The following is a 14,149-nucleotide window of genomic DNA, read 5'->3' on the forward strand; positions in this document are numbered from 1 at the left end:
CAGCGTGGCTCAGGCCTCGTCGCCGTCACTACCTTCCTCAGCCGGCAGCGCGTCCGGCAGCAACTGGCGGCTCTGCTCAACCGGCAGCGACTCGACGTCCCTCAGCTTGCGGGCGATCGCGCGGGTGCGTACCCCGGTCTGGTCGATCTGCTTGCTGGCCTGGTCCAGCTTGGCCTTCACGTTGTCCAGCACATCGCCAAACTTGCCGAACTCGGTCTTCACCGCACCCAGCAGGCTCCACACCTCGCTGGACCGCTTCTCGATGGCCAGCGTGCGGAAACCCATCTGCAGGCTGTTGAGCAGTGCGGTGATCGTGGTCGGCCCGGCGACCACCACACGGTGGTCACGCTGCAGCAGATCGACCAGGCCGGGGCGCCGGATCACCTCGGCATACAGGCCTTCGGTGGGCAGGAACATCACCGCGAAGTCGGTGGTGTGCGGCGGCACGATGTACTTCTCGCAGATCGACTTGGCCTGCACCTTCACCGCACGCTCCAGCTGCGTACCCTGCACGCGTACCAGTTCGGCGTCGCCCTGTTCCTGCGCGTCCAGCAGGCGCTCGTAGTCTTCGCGTGGGAACTTGGAGTCGATCGGCAGCCACACCGGCGTGTCATCGCTGCTGCGGCCCGGCAGGCGCACGGCGATATCGACCATCTCGCCACTATCCGGGCGTACCTTCACCCCGCGCGCGTACTGCTCCTGGATCAGGGTCTGCTCGAGGATGTTCTCCAGCTGTACTTCACCCCAGCTGCCGCGCGTCTTGACGTTGGTCAGCACGCGCTTGAGGTCACCCACGCCGGTGGCCAGCTGCTGCATCTCGCCGAGGCCACGCTGCACCTGTTCCAGACGCTCCGAGACCAACTTGAAGGACTGGCCCAGGCGTGTTTCCAGGGTGGACTGCAGCTTTTCATCCACCGTCACGCGCATCTGTTCCAGCTTCTGCGCATTGTCGCTCTGCAGCGCGCGCAGCTGTTCTTCCAGCGTCGTGCGCATCTCGGCGATGCGCTGCTCGTTGCGCTGGGTCAGTTCCTGCAGGCGCAGGCCAAGGCTTTCGGTCAGCCGCTGCTGCGACTGCGCGCCCTCCTCGCGGCCCTTGCGTGCATCGTCCACCAGGGTCTGGCGCAGCGCGCCGAGCTGGGTATCGGTACGCCCGGTGAGCTCCTGCAGCTGCTGGCCAAACGCATGGATGCGGGCTTCCTGCTGCTGGCCGAAGGTCTCCAGCTGGCCGCGCAGTTCCTGCAGCCGCTGTCCCATCAACGCCGCGCCCCGCTGCTGGCTCTCGGCCGCTTCGGCGCGCGCCTTGCGGGCATCTTCGCCCAGTGCTTCGCGCAGCAGGTCCAGGCGCTGGTCGGTGCGGGTGGACAGATCGGTCAGCGCGCGGGCGAAGCCATCGAGTTGTTCGCGCAGCTCGCTGCGCCCGGCGCGCGCCTCCTCACGCACCGCCTGTTCCAGGCGGTCATGCGGCGGACGGCGCAGCAGGGCGACCAGCTGCAGGATGAGCACGGCCAATAGAAGGCCGCCAATGAGCAGATATTCGGTTTGCATGGGGCAAGTGTAGGCTGGCCGAGTCTCAGCTGCTGCGTCAGGACCATGCTCGCTCTGTACGGAAAGCCCACCTCCATCAATGTGCGCAAGGTGCTGTGGCTGTGCGCGGGGTTGGATCTGCCCCTGCACCATGAACCGGCCCCCCCGCCGGACCTGCTGGCCGCGCTGAACCCCAACCGGCAGGTGCCGGTGCTGCGCGATGGCGACTTCGTGCTGTGGGAATCCAACAGCATCTGCCGCTACCTGGCCGCACGCGCCGGTCGCGAGGATCTGCTGCCACCTGCAGCGAAGGACCGAGCCCGGGTGGAGCAGTGGATGGACTGGCAGGCCAGCGACCTCAACAGCGCCTGGCGCCACGTGTTCATGGCCCGCGTACGCCAGCATCCGGACTACCCGGACGATGCCCGTGCGGACGCCAGCCTGGCGCAGTGGAACCGGCTGATGGGTGTGCTTGAAGCCCAGCTGGCCGCCACCGATGCCTACGTGGCGGGCAGCACCTTCACCCTTGCAGATATCGTGCTGGGGCTGTCGACCCAGCGCTGGCGCAGCACACCCGGCAGCAAACCGGCGCTGCCACACCTCGCAGCATGGTTCGAACGCCTGCGCCAGCAGCCCGGTTTCGCCGAACACGTCGACAACGGCGTGGCGTGAGCCGTGGTTCCCGCAGTTGTTGGCAGGTGTCGACCTTGGTCGACACGGTGGATTCACCCCATGCGTGGATGAAGCGCTGTAGCGCCGGGCCCATGCTCGGCGCTACAGGGAAGACCGGGCGTTACCAGCCTTCCAGCACGATCTTGCCCTTGGCGCGGTGGCTCTCCAGCAGCGCATGGGCACGCCGCAGGTTGGCCGCGTCGATGCGCCCGAAGTGCTCGCCCAGTGTGGTCTGCAGCACGCCCGTGTCGATCAGCTCGGCCACCCGGTTCAACAGGTCATGCTGGCGCTGCATGTCGGCGGTGCGGTACAGCGGCCGGGTGAACATCGATTCCCAGTGCAGTGACAACGCCTTGCGCTTGAGCGCCATCACATCGACCTGGCCGGGATCATCGATCAGGCCCAGCTGGCCCTGCGGCGCCAGCAGTTCCACGATCTGCGTGTAGTGCTGGTCGGAATGGGTCAGGCTGGCCACGTGCTGCACCTCGCTGATACCCAGCCGCGCCAGGCCTTCGGCCAGCGGCAGGCTGTGGTCGATCACATGGTGTGCGCCCATTGCGTACGCCCAGTCCTGGGTATCCGGACGCGAGGCGGTGCCGATCACGGTCAGCTTGGTCAGCTTCCGCGCCAGCTGCACCAGGATCGAACCGACACCACCGGCCGCACCGATCACCAGCAGGGTCTGGCCTTCGCCGCCGCCCTCGGGGATGCGCAGGCGGTCGAACAGCAGTTCCCATGCAGTGATCGCGGTCAGCGGCAGTGCGACGGCGGCCGCATCATCGAGGCTGGCCGGCTTGCGGCCGACGCTGCGCTCGTCCACCAGCTGGTATTCGGCATTGCTGCCCGGGCGGTCGATCACGCCGGCGTAGTAGACCGCATCGCCGGGCTGGAACAGGGTCACTTCGCTGCCCACGGCGTCGACGATGCCGACCGCGTCCCAGCCCAGCACGCGCGGTCCATCGGTGGCCACGCCGCGACGGACCTTGGTGTCGACCGGGTTCACCGCCACCGCACGTACTGCCACGCGCAGGTCACGCGGGCCGGGCTGCGGCAGCTCCAGTTCGATGTCGATCAGGGCCTGGGCATCATCGATCGGCAGGCCGGCTTGGGTATAGGCAATGGCGCGCATGGCAGCGGTCCAGTGGGGAAGGAGGCGACAGGTTGCGCCGCGCGCGCTCCCGCAGAAAGGCGCAGAATCGGGCAGCACTTTCACTCTGGCGATGAAGATGATCCGCTTCGACGATCTGCAGCTGTTCGTCCGCACTGCCGCACTGGGCAGCTTCTCGCAGGCAGCACGCGAGGCTGACCTGCTACCGGGGCAGGTCGCCGCGGCGGTGGCGCGGCTGGAACGCGAGCTGGATCTGCGCCTGTTCGTGCGCACCACCCGCAGCCTGCGTCTGACCGGCGAAGGTGCGCTGTACCTGCCGTATGCGCAGGAGGTGCTGGCCACCCTGCGCGAGGGCCAGGCGCGCGTGCAGGGCGAGGACACCGAGCTGCACGGCACCCTGCAGCTGTCGGCGCCCTCGGACCTCGGCCGCAACCTGCTGCTGCCCTGGCTGAGCGCGTTCCGCGCCGCGCACCCGCGGCTGCGCCTGCACCTGCGCCTGTCCGACGAAGTGGCCGATGTGTTCCGCGACCCGGTCGACGTGGCCATCCGCATCGGCCACTTCGACGACGCCAACTACGTCGCCCTGCCCCTGCTGGAAGGCAATCGGCGCGTACTCGCGGCCTCGCCCGGCTATCTGCAGCGGCGCGGTACGCCCACCCGTCTGGACGAGCTGCGTGAGCACGACTGCCTGGTCTACCAGCTCAGTGGCCGCGCCTACGATCGCTGGTCGTTCGAGGTCGACGGGCGCCGCAGCGTGATTCCGGTGCGCGGTCCGCTGGTCTGCGACGACGCCGATGTGGTGCGACGCTGGGCCGTGGCCGGTGAAGGCATCACCTACAAGTCCTGGCTGGACCTGCGCGAGGACGTACTGGCCGGGCGCCTGCAGCTGCTGCTCGACGGTGTTGGCAGCAGCATCCCGTTGCAGCTGGTCTGCCCGCACCGCAAGCAGTTCTCGCCCGCGGTACGGCAACTGCATGCGCAGCTGCGCCAGCACCTGCAACCGCTGCTGTCTGGCATGCCGGGTGGGTCCAGCGGCCCCCTGTCGCCAATCCCGGCGCTGACCGACAATGGCGGTCCCCCGTAACAAGAGAACGCCGCCATGCCGTGGATGGGCATCCAGGACCTGTGGACGTTTCTGGTCGCTGTGCTGGTGTTTCTCGCCCTGCCCGGCCCCGGTACCTTCACCCTGCTGACCGCCACCGGCCGTGGCGGCGTGCGCGGCGGCTACACCGCACTGGCCGGCCTGCTGGTCGGCGACCAGATCCTGATGTGGCTGGCGCTGGCCGGCGTGGCCGCACTGCTGAAGGCCAACCCGCTGGTGTTCCACGCCGTGCAGTATCTGGGTGCGGCCTACCTGGTGTGGGTAGGCATCAGCCTGCTGCGCACGCCGAAGCACGAGGGCGGTGACGCCGGCCCGATCCGCATGCAGCCGGGCCGCTACTTCCAGCAGGCGATCCTGGTGAGCCTGCTCAACCCGAAGGCGATCCTGTTCTACATGGCCTTCCTGCCGTTGTTCATCGATCCGAAGGCACACCAGGGCATCGCGACCTTCGCGGCCCTGGCCGGCGTCATCCTGGTGGTCAGCATCGCCTACTGCTCGATGTTGATCGGCGTGGGCAACCTGGCCCGTCGCCGCCTGATCCAGCACCCGCGGATCAGCGATGCGCTGCGCCGCGTGGCCGGCCTGTTCCTGGTGGGGTTCGGCATCCGGTTGGGGCTGAACGGATGATCCGGCGAGTGCTGGTGCTGGGGTTCATCGGTCTTCTGGCCGACACCGCAGCGGCCAGCGTGCAGGACCATCGCTGCCTGACGGGCGGCCGCAACGACGGCATCCACCTGCTGTGGCGCTGGCTGGACGATGGCAGCGCCGACGTGCAGTACGCCGGGCAGCGCGGCCGCCTGCAGCTGCAACAGGTGTCGCAGGAAGCGACGGTGCTGGCCGAAGATCGCCCGTACCAGTTCGACAGCGTCTGGGAAGAACGCATCGACGGGCGCCTCAATGGCCGCTACCAGCTGAGCACGCAGGGCGCGCTGGTACTGGACCTGAGCTACGAACGCGCCCGTGATGGCCGTCGCACCACCTTCCACGATGACAGCGAGGCGTGGCAGGAGGATGGCTGCCATTGGCCGGGCGTCGCGCCGCTGACCGTCGCGTCGAGCGGGCTCGACTGAGCCGACGCGGCGTCCGCCAACCAAGGTTGGCGTCTACCAGGGCTGGGAATCATGCATTCCCGCGCGCAGGTGGTCGATGAACACGCGCAGCTTGGGCGCCATCTGCTCGCGCGCGGGGTAATACAGATGGAAACCAGGGAACGGCGGCTGCCAGTCCTGCAGCACGCTCTGCAGTCGCCCAGCGTTGATGTCGTCGGCCATCAACGAGGCGAAGCCCTGGGCCATGCCCAGCCCCGCCAGCACGGCGCGATGGGCGACGCCGGCATCGTTGAACACCAGCCGCCCGCTCACTTCCACGTCCAGGTCATGGCCTTCGCGGCTGAACTCCCAGGGCATCAGCCGGCCGTTGGCCAGCCGGTGCACGATGCAGGCGTGGCCCTGCAGGTCATGCGGGGTCTGCGGCACGCCATGGCGTTCGAAATAGGCCGGCGTGGCCACCACCACCTGCCGCTCGGGTGGCCCGACCGGCACCGCGATCATGCCCTGTGCGAGTGATTCGCCGAGGCGGATGCCGGCGTCGAAGCCCTCGGCCACCAGATCGGTCAGCGCCGGGTCGACGCACAATTCCACCTGCACCTGCGGGTAACGCGCAAGGAAATCGGGCAGCCGCGGCAGCACCATGCGATCGGCGACGATGCGCGGCAGGGTCACACGCAGCCGCCCGGCAGGCACCGAGCGCGCGCTGTCCAGTTCGGCAAAGGCCTGGTCGATCTGGTCCAGGCCGCCACGCACGCGCTGCAGGAAACGCGCGCCGTGTTCGGTCAGGCTGACCCGCCGTGTGGTCCGCTGCAGCAGCCGCACGCCCATCCGCGCTTCCAGCGCGCGCACGCTCTGCGACAGCGCCGAGGTCGACACGCCCAGGGCATCGGCGGCGCGGGTAAAGCTGGCATGCTCGGCCACGTGGACGAAGGCGACCACAGCGGTGAGGGGGACGGAGGCATCCATTGTGAAGCCAGCCTTCAAGGTAAGTCCGGTGATCGGCAGTTTATCCACATGATGGCGTGGAGGATGCTGTGCCCCTCGCCGCTGCCCCTCCAGGCGTGGCGCCTTCCCCCAAGGAGATCCGCATGAAGACCCGTACTCTCGGCCCTACCGGCCCCACCGTGTCCGCCCTCGGCCTGGGCTGCATGGGCATGAGCGCCTACTACGGCGGCCGTGGCAGTGACGATGAAGGCATTGCCGTCATCCGGCACGCGCTGGACCGTGGCCTGACCCTGCTCGACACCGCCGATGTGTATGGCCCGCACACCAACGAGGTGCTGGTCGGCCGCGCGATTGCCGGCCGCCGCAACCAGGTGTTCCTCGCCAGCAAGTTCGGCATCGGCCTGGACCCGACCGACCCGAAGGGGCGGCAGGTCAACGGCCATCCGGACTATGTGCAGGCCGCCTGCGAGGCCAGCCTGCGCCGGCTGGGCGTGGACCACATCGACCTCTACTACCAGCACCGCGTCGACCCCAGCGTGCCGATCGAGGACACCGTAGGTGCGATGGCACGCCTGGTGGAACAGGGCAAGGTGCGCTGGCTGGGCCTGTCCGAGGCCTCGGCGGCCACCCTCCGCCGCGCCCATGCGGTGCACCCGATCACTGCGGTGCAGAGCGAGTACTCGCTGTGGTCGCGCGAGCCGGAGCAGAACGGAGTTCTGGCCACCACGGCGGAACTGGGCATCGGCTTCGTGCCGTATTCGCCGCTGGGCCGTGGCTTCCTGACCGGCGCCATCCGCAGCCCGGATGACTTCGACGCCGACGATTACCGGCGTACCTCGCCCCGCTTCGAAGGCGAAAACTTCCAGCGCAACCTGGCGCTGGTGGACACCGTGCAGGCGCTGGCCGCCGAGCGCGGCATCGCCGCCTCGCAGCTGGCGCTGGCCTGGGTGCTGTCGCGCGGCGAGCACATCGTGCCGATCCCGGGCACGACGCGGCGGGCACGGCTGGACGAGAACCTCGCTGCGCTGCAGGTGGAACTGGATGCGGCCACGCTGGACGCACTGGATGCGGCCTTCCCGCTGCATGCCGCGGCCGGTGACCGCTATTCGGTCAGTGGCATGGCCAACATCGAGTCGTAGCAGCGGCCGGGACGAACGCACACCGGTGGCTACCGCCGGATTGTGCCGATTCCGGCAGCCTGGCCGGGGCGCAGCGCGCGCCCCGCCATGCATGACCCCCGTCAGTGGTAATGCTGCGCTGCGTTCGGTCACACTCGGGAACTTGTCGTTCTTAGTCACCCCTTCCGAGGCCTGCATGTCCCTGTTCCGGCGCAAGTCCCTAGATTCCGTCACCGTCCACGAAGCCGGCAGGCGTCTGATCCCGACGCTCAGCTGGCCGCATCTGATCGCGCTGGGTATTGGCGCCATCGTCGGTACCGGCATCTACACGCTGATCGGCGTCGGTGCCAACCTGGCCGGCCCGGCCGTGCTGATCTCCTTCGCCATCGCCGGTGCGGTCTGTGCCTGCGCGGCGCTGTCCTACGCCGAGCTGTCGACGATGATGCCGGCCGCCGGCAGTGCCTACACCTACAGCTACAGCGCGCTGGGCGAAGTGTTTGCCTGGGTGGTGGGCTGGAGCCTGATCCTGGAGTACTCGCTGGTGGTGAGTACGGTGGCGGTGGGCTGGTCCGGCTACTTCGTCGGCTTCCTCGAATGGGTCCACACCCAGTTCGGCTGGAACATACACCTGCCCGCCTGGCTGGCGGCCGGTCCGCACGTGGAAGGCGGCATGATCAACCTGCCCGCGATCATCATCACCTGGCTGGTGGCCGGCATGCTGATGGCCGGCACCAAGGAAAGCGCCACCCTCAACGCCATCCTGGTGGTGTTCAAGCTGATCGCGCTGGCCATCTTCGTGGCCGTGGCGCTGCCCGCCTTCGACAGCGCCAACCTGCAGCCGTTCATGCCGTACGGCTTCGCCAAGTCGATCGGACCCGATGGCGTCGAACACGGCGTGATGGCGGCAGCGGCGATCATCTTCTTCGCGTTCTATGGCTTCGATGCGATCTCCACCGCCGCCGAGGAAACCAAGAACCCGGGCCGCGACCTGTCGATCGGCATCATCGGTTCGATGATCGGCTGCACCATCGTCTACGTGCTGGTGGCGCTGGCCGCGGTCGGTGCGATGAGCTACGCGGTGTTCGGCCACAGCGCCGAGCCGCTGGCCCTGATCATGCGCCAGCTGGGCCATCCGACCGCGGCGATGGTGATCGGCGTGATCGCGATCATCGCGCTGCCGACCGTGCTGCTGGCCTTCCTGTACGGCCAGAGCCGCATCTTCTTCGTGATGAGCCGCGATGGACTGCTGCCGCGCAGCCTGTCCAAGGTCAACGCACGTACCGGTACGCCGGTGGCGACCACGCTGTTCACCGCAGTGGTTGTGTCGGCGCTGGCCGGCGTGGCACGCCTGGACGAGATCGCTGCACTGGCCAATGCCGGTACCCTGGCCGCGTTCACCGCCGTGGGCATCTGCCTGGTGGTGCTGCGCCTGCGCGAGCCCAACCGCGAACGCACCTTCCGAACCCCGCTGGCCTTCGTGGTCGGCCCGCTGGCCGCGCTGGGCTGCATCTATCTGTTCCTCAGCCTGCCGCACAGCACCCAGCTGTACTTCCTGCTGTGGAACCTGGCCGGCCTGGTGCTGTACTTCCTGTACAGCCGTCGCCACGCGCTGATCGCGAAATAACCGGATCACCGGTAGTGCCGGCCGCTGGCCGGCAACCCGCATCCTGTTGATACGGGCAATGCCGGCCAGCGGCCGGCACTACCGCAGGGTGGTCAACCGCCCTGCTTTGCGGCGTAATCCTGCGCCTGGCGCATCACCCGCAGCAGGTTGCCGCCCCAGATGCCGGCAATCTGCTTCTCGGTATAGCCCTTGCGCAGCAGCCAGGCGGTGATCTTCGGCAGCTGGCTGACATCGGGCAGGTCACTCAGGCCACCGCCGCCATCCCAGTCCAGGCCGATGCCCACGTGCTCAGGGCCGACCACCTTGAGGATGTGCTCGAAGTGGGCGAAGAAGTCGTCCAGGCTGGCATGGCGCACCGGATGCTCGTGGTCCAGCGCCTGCTCGGCCTTCAGCAGGGCAACGCCCTGTTCGATGCCCATGCCTTCCCAGCCGCCCAGCTGCTTGCTCAGCGCTTCCTCGGCCTGCTTGCGCTCGGGCGTCTTTGCGGTGTCGATCAGGTAGCCGCCATAGGCGTTCACCTGGATCACGCCGCCGGCCTTGGCCAGCTTGCGCAAGCGCGTGTCATCCAGATTGCGCGGGTGGTCGTAGACCGCCTTGGCCGAGCTGTGCGACAGCACGAACGGCACCGGCATCATCGCCAGCAGGTCGTCGAACACCGCGTCCGAGGCATGTGACTGGTCGATCACGATGCCCAGTTTCACCGCCTGCCGCACCAGGTCCTTGCCGGCCGGGCTCAGGCCTTTCCACTCCGCACCCTTGGGGTCGGTGGCCGAATCGGCGAACTCGTTGTTGGCGAAGTGCACGGTACTGAGCAGGCGCAGGCCGGCACGGTGGTAGAACGACAGCAGGCTGGGGTCTTCCACCAGCGGGCTGGCGTTTTCCATGCTGATGTAGACCACGCGCTTGCCGGCGGCCTTGATCCGCGCCGCGTCATCGGCGGTCAATGCCAGCGCGAAACGCTCGGGATTGGCGGCCAGCATTTCGCGGATCTGCAGCAACCGCTGCAGGCCATGGTCACGCTCAGCCAGATGCGCGGCGGGGCTGCGGTCGCCCTGATCGGTGTAGATGGCCCAGAAACCACCGTCCAGCGCACCTTCGACCATGCGCGGGTAATCGACCTGCGAAAGCGCGTTGCGGTCGTGGCGCTGCTCGATATCGAAGCCGGTTCGGCCGAAGTTGGCCGGCGTATCCAGATGGCTGTCGAGGGTGACCAGGCGCTGCTGCAGGGCTTTGGCGCGGGCCAGCTCCTGTGCACTGAACTCGATGGCATGAGCCGACAGCGGCGCGCATAGCGCCAGGGCAAGCACGACGGACAGGTGGCGCAACGATGGCATGGGCTCTCACCGGCAATGGGAAGAGCCCGACCATAGCGCTGCGGCCAGCAGATTTGTAGAGTCGAGGCGTGCTCGACTGATCAGGCACCGCGAGTCGAGCATCGCTCGACTCTACATCTGGAAATCAGTCAACCACGCGGCAGAACACGGCCTTCAGGTAACGCGATTCCTGCACGTGAGCCATGAACGGATGGTCCGGACCCGCACCAGCGACCTTCAGGATCTGGATCGTGCGGCCGGAGAAATAGGCCGCGCGGCGCAGCATGTCGAGGAACTGGTCCTCGGCCACCAGGCCGGTGCACGAGAAGGTGGCGAACAGGCCACCCGGCTTGACCACGCCCAGCGCCAGCTTGTTCATGTCCAGGTACTTCTTCAGCGCAGTGATGACCTGGTCGCGGTCGCGAGTCATCTTCGCCGGGTCCAGGATCACCACGTCGTACTGCTCGCCGCGGTTGGCGGCGTCGCGCAGCCACGGGAAGATGTCGGACTGGACGAACTTCGGGCGCACGTTGTTCAGGCGCGAATTGCCCTTGGCGATCTGGATGACGTCTTCATCGATGTCGATGCCGACCACTTCTGTGGCACCACGCGCTGCTGCGTACACGGCGAAACCGCCGGTGTTGCAGCACAGGTCCAGCACGCTCTTGCCTTCCACCTGCTGGCTCAGCCATTCGCGGTTCTCGCGCTGGTCGGCGAAGAAACCGGTCTTGTGCGCACCGGCCGGGTCGGCGCGGAACTTGATGCCGTACTCGGTGATCACCGACGCTTCGGTGGTGGTGTTGCCGTGGAAGTCGAAGCTTTCCTGCTTCTGCACGTGTTCGTCGGCGAAGCTGTGGAAGCGGCAGCCCGGGAACTGCTCGCGCAGGGCGTCGTAGATCCATTCGCGGTGGCGGAACATGCCGGCGGCGAAGAATTCGACGACCACCAGGTCGCCGTAGCGATCCACCACCAGGCCGGACAGGCCGTCGCCTTCGCTGTGCACCACGCGCCAGGCGTCGGAGACCGCATCGAGCTTCAGCACCTCACGGCGCAGCGACACTGCCTGGGCGATCTTGCGCGAGAACCAGCCGGCATCGACCGGCACGTTCTGATCGGTTTCAAGGATGCGCACGGCAATGCGCGAGTGCCCGTTGTAGAACCCGCGGCCAATGAACTCGCCATCGATGCCGACCACATCGACGATGGAACCGGGCTTGGGCCGGACGGTCGGCTTCTCGACCAGTTTCTGGAAGATCCACGGGTGGCTGGAGCGCCACGCATTCTTGAGGCGGACAATCGGAAGGGGGGTATTCATCCACCTATTGTAAACCGGGCGCCGGGGTCGGATCTCCGAAGGGGTTCTGACCCCGGCGGGTATGCCAACCAAGGTTGGCACCTACCAGAGCGGGGGCTCGGGAACGGGGTCGAAGCCCCTGCGGGGATCCGGCCCCAACCCTCCGGCATTTGACGGCGGCCCGGCCAGGCCGCAGAATCGGCGGCAGAAGGGGAGTAGCTCCCAGACGTTGTCGCCGTCATTTCGAGCCCGCAGGCTCCGGTGCAACGGCAGTTCCAGCCGACTGGAACTGCGAGCGAGACCTTCGCCGTACTGGCGAAGCTCTGTCCCTGGATCCCCCTCCCGATCCTCCGTTGCAGATCCTCGCCGTCCGGCCTGGCATTCATCTTTCCAACGGACATTCCCAATGCAGACGATCGGTAACGTGTGGTTGTGGGGCGGCTTCGCAGCGGTGGTGGTCATCGCCCTGCTGGTCGACCTCGTGTTGATGCGCCATGGTGGACCGCACAAGGTCACCTTCAAGGAGGCCCTGTGGTGGTCCATCGGCTGGGTCGCGCTGGCCCTGCTGTTCAATGCGGGCCTCTGGTACTACCTGAATGAGACCGCCGGCCAGGTGGTGGCCAACAAGGTCGGCCTCGAGTTCCTGACCGGCTACCTGGTCGAGAAGGCGCTGGCGGTCGACAACATCTTTGTCTTCCTGATGATCATGAGCTACTTCGCGGTGCCGGAGGAACAGCGCCAGAAGGTGCTGATCATCGGCATCCTGGGCGCGATCGTGCTGCGTACGATCATGATCTTCGCTGGCAGCGTGCTGATCACCCAGTTCCATTGGCTGCTCTACGTGTTCGGCGCCTTCCTGCTGTTCACCGGCTGGAAGATGTGGTTCGCCGCCGGCCAGGAGCCGGACCTGGAGGCCAACCCGGCCCTGCGCTGGATGCGCAAGCACCTGCGCCTGCTGCCGGATTACGCCGGCAACGCGTTGAGCGTGAAGCGCGACGGCGTGCGCTGGTTCACCCCGCTGTTCGCGGTGCTGATCCTGATCGCGGTCACCGACGTGATCTTCGCGGTGGACAGCATCCCGGCGATCTTCGCGATCACCACCGACCCGTTCATCGTGCTCACCTCCAACGTGTTCGCGGTGCTGGGCCTGCGTGCGATGTTCTTCCTGCTGGCCGGCATGGCCGACCGCTTCCACCTGCTGCCGTACGGGCTGGCGCTGGTGCTGGGCTTCATCGGCATCAAGATGATGATCATCGACCTGTTCAAGATCCCGACCCCGGTGTCGCTGGGCGTGGTCGCGGTGATCATCGCCGCCACCGTGGTGCTGAGCCTGAAGTACCCGCCGAAGGAAGGCGAAGGCCAGGCCTGAGCCTGACCCGCTGGATGGCGCGGCCGGTGGGATTGTCCCGCCGGCCGTTTCCACTCTCCCGCTGCGGTGGCCTTGGTTTCGCGCCAACCACCGCCATTGCTGAGGTATGAACAACAACGCGCCCCTGCCCGCTGGCAACGTGCCGGCCCCCCGCAATGACCGCTCGCGCATCCTGCGGGCGTTCAATGTCAGCCTGGCCGCCGTGCTGGTGCTGGTGGCCGTGTTCGCCCTGCAAGGCACGTTCGACTGGCGACCGTGGGCGGTCGCACCGCTGGAAGCCAAGGGCCTGCTTGGCCTGATCGGCGGCCCGATGCTGCATGCCTCGGTCGAGCACATCGTCGCCAACAGCATCGCGATCCTGATCCTCGGCACGCTGGCCGGCAGCGTCTACCCGAAAGCCACCGTGCGCGCCCTGCCCCTGCTGTGGCTGGGCTCGGGCATAGGCGCCTGGATGCTGGGCAATCCAGGCAGCGTGCACCTGGGCGCCAGCGGCGTGACCCATGGCCTGATGTTCCTGCTGGCCAGCCTGGGCCTGCTGCGCCGCGACCGTGCAGCGATCGCCACCGGCCTGATCGGCATGCTGTTCTACGGCGGCATGCTGATGACCATCCTGCCGCACGCCGACGGCGTGTCCTGGCAATCACACATGGGCGGCGCCTTCGCCGGCATCATCGCCGCGCTGCTGTTCCGCAATGCCGACCCGCTGCCGCCGCGCCCGCGCTACAGCTGGGAAGACGAGGAAGAAGACGTCGAACCATTGCCCGACGACGAGCTGGAGCCACCGTCACCGCAGCGCGTGCCGGTACTGTGGCAGCCGCGCGAAGGCCAGGACTACGTGGTGATCCCGTTCCGCCGGCCAGACGAGCCGCGCGGCTGAGGTGACGGTAGTGCCGGCCGCTGGCCGGCAACCTCATGACCCGGTAGTGGCCGACGTTGGTCGGCGCGGTTGTTGTGTGCCAACCAAGGTTGGCATCTACCAGAGCACACCGGCACCCCGGGTAGCGCCGGGCCATGCCCGGCGGCGTTGATCG

The 14,149-nt window shown here is 67.5% G+C and carries 13 protein-coding genes; 8 read left to right on the forward strand and 5 right to left on the reverse strand.

Annotated features, from left to right (window positions below; all coding sequences use genetic code 11):
* Positions 1–9 precede the first annotated feature (9 nt).
* Positions 10–1,545: a DNA recombination protein RmuC gene (gene rmuC, locus EKL94_RS11830; RefSeq protein ID WP_126929254.1), complete on the reverse strand. Its 1,536-nt coding sequence runs from the start codon at positions 1,543–1,545 to the stop codon at positions 10–12.
* 45 nt (positions 1,546–1,590) lie between these two features.
* Here rmuC and EKL94_RS11835 point away from each other — a divergent pair, with 45 nt between their 5' ends.
* A complete protein-coding gene (locus EKL94_RS11835) occupies positions 1,591–2,196 on the forward strand; it encodes a glutathione S-transferase family protein (protein ID WP_126929255.1) in 606 nt (201 codons plus the stop codon).
* Positions 2,197–2,317: 121 nt separating this feature from the next.
* Here the strand turns inward: EKL94_RS11835 and EKL94_RS11840 are convergent, their stop codons facing one another.
* Positions 2,318–3,325: a zinc-binding alcohol dehydrogenase family protein gene (locus tag EKL94_RS11840; RefSeq protein ID WP_126929256.1), complete on the reverse strand. Its 1,008-nt coding sequence runs from the start codon at positions 3,323–3,325 to the stop codon at positions 2,318–2,320.
* A 91-nt stretch (positions 3,326–3,416) separates the two neighbouring features.
* On the opposite strand from EKL94_RS11840, the gene EKL94_RS11845 reads away from it, so the two are divergent.
* From EKL94_RS11845 to EKL94_RS11855, 3 genes are read left to right on the forward strand one after another with little or no spacing between them, the layout of a single operon-like run.
* Positions 3,417–4,388, forward strand: coding sequence for a LysR family transcriptional regulator (locus EKL94_RS11845; RefSeq protein ID WP_126929257.1), 972 nt, complete (start codon positions 3,417–3,419; stop codon positions 4,386–4,388).
* 15 nt (positions 4,389–4,403) lie between these two features.
* Positions 4,404–5,033 (forward strand): leucine efflux protein LeuE, encoded by a 630-nt coding sequence (gene leuE / locus EKL94_RS11850; RefSeq protein WP_126929258.1) that lies wholly within the window; start codon positions 4,404–4,406, stop codon positions 5,031–5,033.
* On the forward strand, positions 5,030–5,476 hold the full coding sequence (locus EKL94_RS11855; protein ID WP_126929259.1) for a hypothetical protein: 447 nt from the start codon (positions 5,030–5,032) through the stop codon (positions 5,474–5,476). Before leuE ends, EKL94_RS11855 begins: the two co-directional genes overlap by 4 nt.
* A gap of 33 nt (positions 5,477–5,509) precedes the next feature.
* On the opposite strand, the gene EKL94_RS11860 is transcribed toward EKL94_RS11855, so the two are convergent.
* A complete protein-coding gene (locus EKL94_RS11860) occupies positions 5,510–6,421 on the reverse strand; it encodes a LysR family transcriptional regulator (RefSeq protein WP_126929260.1) in 912 nt (303 codons plus the stop codon).
* Between the two features lie 122 nt (positions 6,422–6,543).
* Here EKL94_RS11860 and EKL94_RS11865 point away from each other — a divergent pair, with 122 nt between their 5' ends.
* Entirely contained in the window at positions 6,544–7,539 is a 996-nt protein-coding gene (locus tag EKL94_RS11865; protein ID WP_126929261.1) for an aldo/keto reductase, read from the forward strand.
* A gap of 175 nt (positions 7,540–7,714) precedes the next feature.
* Positions 7,715–9,142 carry an amino acid permease gene (locus tag EKL94_RS11870; RefSeq protein ID WP_126929262.1) on the forward strand — a complete coding sequence of 476 codons (1,428 nt, stop codon included), beginning with the start codon at positions 7,715–7,717 and terminating at the stop codon, positions 9,140–9,142.
* Positions 9,143–9,234: 92 nt separating this feature from the next.
* Here EKL94_RS11870 and EKL94_RS11875 read toward each other — a convergent pair whose 3' ends face one another.
* Both EKL94_RS11875 and EKL94_RS11880 read right to left on the reverse strand, forming a co-directional pair.
* On the reverse strand, positions 9,235–10,476 hold the full coding sequence (locus tag EKL94_RS11875; protein ID WP_126929263.1) for a dipeptidase: 1,242 nt from the start codon (positions 10,474–10,476) through the stop codon (positions 9,235–9,237).
* Between the two features lie 124 nt (positions 10,477–10,600).
* Positions 10,601–11,770, reverse strand: coding sequence for a class I SAM-dependent rRNA methyltransferase (locus EKL94_RS11880; RefSeq protein WP_126929264.1), 1,170 nt, complete (start codon positions 11,768–11,770; stop codon positions 10,601–10,603).
* Positions 11,771–12,155: 385 nt separating this feature from the next.
* Between EKL94_RS11880 and EKL94_RS11885 the strand changes: the two genes are divergently transcribed.
* Both EKL94_RS11885 and EKL94_RS11890 read left to right on the forward strand, forming a co-directional pair.
* On the forward strand, positions 12,156–13,118 hold the full coding sequence (locus tag EKL94_RS11885) for a TerC family protein (RefSeq protein ID WP_049447414.1): 963 nt from the start codon (positions 12,156–12,158) through the stop codon (positions 13,116–13,118).
* Positions 13,119–13,224: 106 nt separating this feature from the next.
* The gene (locus EKL94_RS11890; RefSeq protein WP_126929265.1) at positions 13,225–13,995 is read left to right on the forward strand and encodes a rhomboid family intramembrane serine protease; all 771 of its coding nucleotides are present in this window, start codon (positions 13,225–13,227) and stop codon (positions 13,993–13,995) included.
* Positions 13,996–14,149: the final 154 nt, after the last annotated feature.

Source organism: Stenotrophomonas maltophilia, from assembly GCF_003970865.1.
Classification (GTDB): domain Bacteria; phylum Pseudomonadota; class Gammaproteobacteria; order Xanthomonadales; family Xanthomonadaceae; genus Stenotrophomonas; species Stenotrophomonas maltophilia_AR.

Bases quoted from the DNA above. Each gene is read 5' to 3' on its own strand.
- EKL94_RS11890 (WP_126929265.1), top strand. From the start codon at position 13,225: ATGAACAACAACGCGCCCCTGCCCGCTGGCAACGTGCCGGCCCCCCGC.
- EKL94_RS11880 (WP_126929264.1), bottom strand. From the start codon at position 11,770: ATGAATACCCCCCTTCCGATTGTCCGCCTCAAGAATGCGTGGCGCTCC.
- rmuC (WP_126929254.1), bottom strand. From the start codon at position 1,545: ATGCAAACCGAATATCTGCTCATTGGCGGCCTTCTATTGGCCGTGCTC.
- EKL94_RS11870 (WP_126929262.1), top strand. From the start codon at position 7,715: ATGTCCCTGTTCCGGCGCAAGTCCCTAGATTCCGTCACCGTCCACGAA.
- leuE (WP_126929258.1), top strand. From the start codon at position 4,404: ATGCCGTGGATGGGCATCCAGGACCTGTGGACGTTTCTGGTCGCTGTG.
- EKL94_RS11855 (WP_126929259.1), top strand. From the start codon at position 5,030: ATGATCCGGCGAGTGCTGGTGCTGGGGTTCATCGGTCTTCTGGCCGAC.
- EKL94_RS11865 (WP_126929261.1), top strand. From the start codon at position 6,544: ATGAAGACCCGTACTCTCGGCCCTACCGGCCCCACCGTGTCCGCCCTC.
- EKL94_RS11845 (WP_126929257.1), top strand. From the start codon at position 3,417: ATGAAGATGATCCGCTTCGACGATCTGCAGCTGTTCGTCCGCACTGCC.
- EKL94_RS11875 (WP_126929263.1), bottom strand. From the start codon at position 10,476: ATGCCATCGTTGCGCCACCTGTCCGTCGTGCTTGCCCTGGCGCTATGC.
- EKL94_RS11840 (WP_126929256.1), bottom strand. From the start codon at position 3,325: ATGCGCGCCATTGCCTATACCCAAGCCGGCCTGCCGATCGATGATGCC.
- EKL94_RS11860 (WP_126929260.1), bottom strand. From the start codon at position 6,421: ATGGATGCCTCCGTCCCCCTCACCGCTGTGGTCGCCTTCGTCCACGTG.
- EKL94_RS11885 (WP_049447414.1), top strand. From the start codon at position 12,156: ATGCAGACGATCGGTAACGTGTGGTTGTGGGGCGGCTTCGCAGCGGTG.
- EKL94_RS11835 (WP_126929255.1), top strand. From the start codon at position 1,591: ATGCTCGCTCTGTACGGAAAGCCCACCTCCATCAATGTGCGCAAGGTG.